5 protein-coding genes are annotated in these 4,698 nt (G+C 65.7%); 3 read left to right on the top strand and 2 right to left on the bottom strand.

Annotated features, from left to right (window positions below):
- Window positions 1-204: 204 nt before the first annotated feature.
- Both ABT300_RS41550 and ABT300_RS41545 read right to left on the bottom strand, forming a co-directional pair.
- Window positions 205-1,074: an MmyB family transcriptional regulator gene (locus tag ABT300_RS41550; protein WP_351687665.1), complete on the bottom strand. Its 870-nt coding sequence runs from the start codon at window positions 1,072-1,074 to the stop codon at window positions 205-207.
- A gap of 444 nt (window positions 1,075-1,518) precedes the next feature.
- Window positions 1,519-2,406: a helix-turn-helix transcriptional regulator gene (locus tag ABT300_RS41545; RefSeq protein WP_351687662.1), complete on the bottom strand. Its 888-nt coding sequence runs from the start codon at window positions 2,404-2,406 to the stop codon at window positions 1,519-1,521.
- 226 nt (window positions 2,407-2,632) lie between these two features.
- On the opposite strand from ABT300_RS41545, the gene ABT300_RS41540 reads away from it, so the two are divergent.
- The 3 genes from ABT300_RS41540 (at window position 2,633) to ABT300_RS41530 (ending at window position 4,313) form a co-directional block, all read left to right on the top strand.
- Entirely contained in the window at window positions 2,633-2,953 is a 321-nt protein-coding gene (locus ABT300_RS41540; protein ID WP_351687659.1) for a carboxymuconolactone decarboxylase family protein, read from the top strand.
- A 71-nt stretch (window positions 2,954-3,024) separates the two neighbouring features.
- Window positions 3,025-3,459 (top strand): cupin domain-containing protein, encoded by a 435-nt coding sequence (locus ABT300_RS41535; protein WP_351687656.1) that lies wholly within the window; start codon window positions 3,025-3,027, stop codon window positions 3,457-3,459.
- Window positions 3,456-4,313 carry an aldo/keto reductase gene (locus ABT300_RS41530; RefSeq protein ID WP_351687653.1) on the top strand — a complete coding sequence of 286 codons (858 nt, stop codon included), beginning with the start codon at window positions 3,456-3,458 and terminating at the stop codon, window positions 4,311-4,313. Before ABT300_RS41535 ends, ABT300_RS41530 begins: the two co-directional genes overlap by 4 nt.
- The last annotated feature ends 385 nt before the right edge of the window (window positions 4,314-4,698 follow it).

The raw sequence follows: 4,698 nt of genomic DNA, 5'->3' as shown, positions 1-4,698 counted from the left end.
TCCGAGTAGTCCTTCATCGCCATCGGCGGTCTTCTCGCTTCCTCCGGATCAAGCAGATCCAGTATCAGCGTGTCCACCACTCAGGGGGAGGCCCCCACAGACCACATAGGACGACTCCACCAAACAACGAAAGTGCGGCATGCGGTGGTGACAAGTCTGTGCCAAGCACAACCCACAGCCTGGGCAATTGGCGTGATCGAATGATCAGGGGACGCCGTTGGAGGCCTTGATGCTTTGGTCGGCAGCCCAGGAGGCGAGCAACCGCAGGGCGTCATGGGAAGGTGACCCAGGCGGGGCGGTCCAGGCGATGATCTGCTGGTCGGGATTGGTGCCGCAGCTGAGCCTGTTCCAGCCGAGAGTGAGTTCTCCGACGACTGGATGATGCAGCCTCTTCGTTCCCAAGATCCTGGTGTCGACATGATGCTCGGTCCACAGCTTCCGAAACTCCTCGTCCACGGCCGAGAGCTCCTCGACGATGGCACGGAGCTTCGGATCGCCCGGACAGCGGGCGCTCGCCATGCGGAGCTGGGCGATGGCCAAGTGGGCGACTTCCTCCCAGTCCATGTACAGGGCCCGAAGGGCAGGATCGGTGAACAGCATTCGGACGTAGATCCGGCGGTTCTCCGGGATGCTTCCGAAGTCAGCGAACAGGGCCGCAGCCAGCTGGTTCCAGGCCAGAACATCGGAATGGCGGCCTATGACGAACGCGGGGCTGGTGGCGAGATCATTGAGAAGGAACTGCAACTGCGGGTCCACCTTCTCTCGCATGCTGTGAGGCGGCTGTTCACCCTTGCTGGCGAGCTCGAAGAGATACGTGCGTTGGTCCGCGTTGAGTAGGAGCACACGGGCAAGAACGGCCAGCACGGGAGCAGACGCCTGCATGCGCCCCTGCTCAATCCGCGTGTAGTACTCCGTGCTGATGGAGGCCAGCAGTGCGACCTCCTCACGTCGCAGGCCGGTCACCCGCCGCGGCTGTTCGCAAGTGGCGGGAAGGCCTACGTCGGCCGGGCTGACGCCGGCGCGCCGTGCTTTGAGGAACTCACCCAGCTCGTTCAGATGCAGGTCACGACTCATATTTCCAGCGTCGCAGATGTTCAGGTATGTGAAGGGCAAAGATTTCCCCGACATCTGGCTGCAGAATCACCAATGCGATCGATCGGTCGCCAGGATTCGGCTCGGTGACCGCAGGCGCACGCGGAGAAGCCGACCTCACAGCCGGATTCCTGTTGAGGGAGTCGGTGGAGGCACACCCGGGCGGCTGTGACGATCTCGCAAGGAGCCTTCCGCTTCCCGTACGTCGCCATCGCCATCGCGGTAGCCGATTTTCTCCAGTCGTTGGTACGGGCATCCCGCGGTGGGACGGCTGAGTCTGCCGGGCGGCCGGATCTGATGCTGTCGGCCCTTACGCCCGGATCCGGGCAGTGAGCGCGAGCAGCTAGTGCGGCTGTTTGTCCCACTGGGCCGATGCGCATCCGAGGCTTGCGCGCCGCTGAGCTGGCCTGCTGTCGTGTCCCTTGGTCAGGATCGGGCGGGGTCTTCGTGGTGCGTCTGTTCCCCTTCGGTGGCGGCCCAGGAGGCGAGCAGTCGCAGGGCGTCGTGGTCCGGGGTCCCGGGTTCGGCGCCGTAGGCGGTCAGGGTGAGGCCGGGTTGTGCGGGCAGTTCCATGGCGTTGAAGTCGAGGCTGAGCTCGCCGATGGCCGGGTGCCGGAAGGGTTTGCGGCCGGTGTGGTGCAGGCGCACGTTGTACTTGGCCCAGGCGGCGCGGAACTCGTCGCTACGGGTGACGAGTTCGCCGATCAGCCCGGTCAAGTCGGTGTCGCCCGGGGCGCGGCCAGCTTCGGTGCGCAGCAGTGAGACGGTGGTGTTGGCGGAGGCGTTCCAGTCGGGGAAGAAGTCGCGGCTGGTGGGGTCGAGGAACTGAAAGCGGGCGATGTTCACGGGGCGGGCTGAGCCGGTGAACAGTGGGGCATAGAGGGCGCGCCCGAGCGGGTTAACGGCGAGGATGTCGAGGCGACCGTTACGGATGAAGGCCGGGGCGTTGGTCATGGAGTCCAGGACACGGGCGAGGCTGGCCGGGACGGCATTCTTGGGCTTGCGGGCGGTGCGGCGCGACGGACGGCGGCGCTGGGCAGCGGCCAGGTCGCGGAGGTAGGCGCGTTCGGCGTCGTCGAGCTGGAGGGCCTGACTGAGTGCGTCGAGGACTTCCTCGGAGGCGCCTGCGAGGTGGCCGCGCTCCAGGCGGGCGTAGTAGTCGATGCTGACACCAGCGAGTAGGGCGACTTCCTCGCGGCGCAGCCCGGACACTCTGCGGTTGCCGCCGCCGAAGGCGGGCAGGCCGACCTGCTGGGGGGTGAGCCTGGCACGGCGGGTGGCGAGGAACTGTCGGATCTCGTGGGCGGTGTCCATGCCGATCAGGTTAAGCGGGGTGGAGCAGAGCTGGGGGGGTTCTGTCAGTACCTGTAACAGCAGTGCCTTCCGTGAGGCTGTGATCTGCGGTTTCCTCGATGATGGCAGCGATGCGGTCTGGTCCCGAAGGGCGAGGCAACGCGCCTGCGGGTGCCTGCTGGCACCGGCTGGCCGACGGTGAGCAAGACCGCATCCTCGTGTTCATTCCGTGGCAGGGAGTCACCTCATGACGAAGCAGTCCGCGCCCCAGGAACTGGCCGGCATCGCTCCCAAGCTTGTCGAGATCACCAATGAAGTCCTGTTTCAGGACGTGTGGGAGCGTCCCGGGCTTGCCCCGCGGGACCGCAGCCTGGTCACTGTGAGTGTGCTGGCCGCCCTTTACCGCAGCGAGCAGCTTTCCTACCACTTGGGTGTGGCCCTGGACAACGGGCTTACGGTGGAGGAGCTGTCCGAGGCAATCACGCACCTGGCGTTCTACGCCGGATGGCCCAACGCCATGACCGCGATCACGCAGTTGAAGAAGATCGCCGACGAGCACTCCGCCTGATCACCGGCGCGAGTAGCGCAACGATGCCCTGCACAGTCAGCGGGGCCTGTTGAATCAAAGGAAGTAACGAGATGCCTGTCAACGGATTTGATCAGATTTTCCCCCTCGGGGAGAAGAACGACGCCTTCGCGGAGTACTTCGTCGGCCAGAGCTACCTGGCTCCGCTCGCCTCGGGGAGCGTTCCCGTCAGTAACGTCTCCTTCGAGCCGGGGTGCCGCAACAACTGGCACATCCACCACGGCACGGGCGGGGGCGGTGACCAGATCCTGTTGTGCACGGCGGGCAGCGGCTGGTTCCAGACGGAAGGCGAGGATCCCGTCAGCATGGAGCCGGGAACGGTGGTCCGCGTCCCGGCGGGGACGAAGCACTGGCACGGTGCGAAGGCCGACTCGTGGTTCTCTCACATCGCCTTCATCACGCCGGGCGAGGACGTCAGCAACGAATGGCTCGAGCCCGTCACCGACGAGGTGTACGGCAAGCTGCCGAAGAACGGAACGAACGCATGACCATCCTGGACGAGACCTACACCCTGTCCAACGGCGTCGAGGTTCCCAAGCTGGGGCTCGGCACCTGGTTCATCGACGACGACAAGGCGGCTGACGCAGTCCGCGCAGCCGTGGAGATCGGCTACCGCAACATCGACACCGCCCAGGCATACGGCAACGAGCGCGGCGTCGGCAAGGGTGTGCGCACATCGGGAGTGCCCCGCAACGAGTTGTTCGTCTCGACCAAACTCGCTGCGGAGATCAAAAACTACGACCAGGCTATCGCCGCGATCGACGGCTCTCTCGAGAAGCTGGGCCTGGACCGCATCGACCTGATGCTGATCCACAGCCCGCAGCCGTGGGACGACTTCCGCGGCGGCGACTACGCCCAGGGCAACCGCGAGGCATGGCGTGCCCTGGAGGACGCCAACCAGGCCGGCAAGATCCGATCCATCGGCGTCTCCAACTTCCAGCAGCACGACCTCGAGAACATCCTGTCGAGCGCGAACGTCGTCCCGCACGTGAACCAGCTGCTCGTGCACGCCGGCAACACCCCTTCCGACCTCTTGGCCTATTGCGAGAGCAAGCAGATCCTCGTTGAGGCGTACTCTCCGATCGCCCACGGCGCGATCCTGCAGAACCCCGAGGTGAAGGCGATGGCAGAGAAGTACGGCGTGTCCGTCCCGCAGCTGTGCATCCGCTACACCCTGCAGCTGGACGCCGTGTCGCTGCCCAAGACGGCCAACCCCGAGCACATGCGGTCCAACACCGAGGTCGACTTCAAGATCTCCGGCGATGACATGGACGTCCTGCGAGACCTGCGCGACGTGGACTACGGCGAGCACAGCGCCTTCCCTGTCTACAGCGGCAAGTGACACCAGACGAGCGCCACCTCGCGCGCACGGGTCGGCCATGACACGCCGAGCCGGACGCATCCGCACCGACGGCGTCGACGCCGAGGTGGCGTTCACTGACGCGTTGGCCCGGATACGCCGCGCGGTGCGCGACGTCTTCTGGCCCGCAAGCAGGCCGGCCTGCTGTGGAGTGATCTCTTCTCATGGCGCACGTCGCCATGCTCGTCGGGGACGAGACCGGCGGCGGTACGACCTGGAGCCGGTCACCGACGAGCAGTACAAGGCGGCCCTGGCCATCGCCCAGCCCCTGAAAGTCTGCCGTCGAGCGCGATCCCGGTCTGGTGGCGGCTCTCGAGTCGTTGATCGAGCCGCGTGAGGTGGGCGATCCTGTGTCCCCGCTGCGCTG

The organism is Streptomyces sp. NPDC001027 (genome assembly GCF_040299045.1).
In the GTDB taxonomy this organism is placed as follows: Bacteria; Actinomycetota; Actinomycetes; order Streptomycetales; family Streptomycetaceae; genus Streptomyces.
The sequence above is the reverse complement of the archived record's forward strand: the minus strand, read 5'-3'. Positions and strand labels throughout refer to the sequence as shown.

What these genes read in the sequence shown, in the direction of transcription:
- ABT300_RS41550 (WP_351687665.1), bottom strand. Translation starts at nt 1,074, where the DNA reads ATGAGTCGTGACCTGCATCTGAACGAGCTGGGTGAGTTCCTCAAAGCA.
- ABT300_RS41545 (WP_351687662.1), bottom strand. Translation starts at nt 2,406, where the DNA reads ATGGACACCGCCCACGAGATCCGACAGTTCCTCGCCACCCGCCGTGCC.
- ABT300_RS41540 (WP_351687659.1), top strand. Translation starts at nt 2,633, where the DNA reads ATGACGAAGCAGTCCGCGCCCCAGGAACTGGCCGGCATCGCTCCCAAG.
- ABT300_RS41535 (WP_351687656.1), top strand. Translation starts at nt 3,025, where the DNA reads ATGCCTGTCAACGGATTTGATCAGATTTTCCCCCTCGGGGAGAAGAAC.
- ABT300_RS41530 (WP_351687653.1), top strand. Translation starts at nt 3,456, where the DNA reads ATGACCATCCTGGACGAGACCTACACCCTGTCCAACGGCGTCGAGGTT.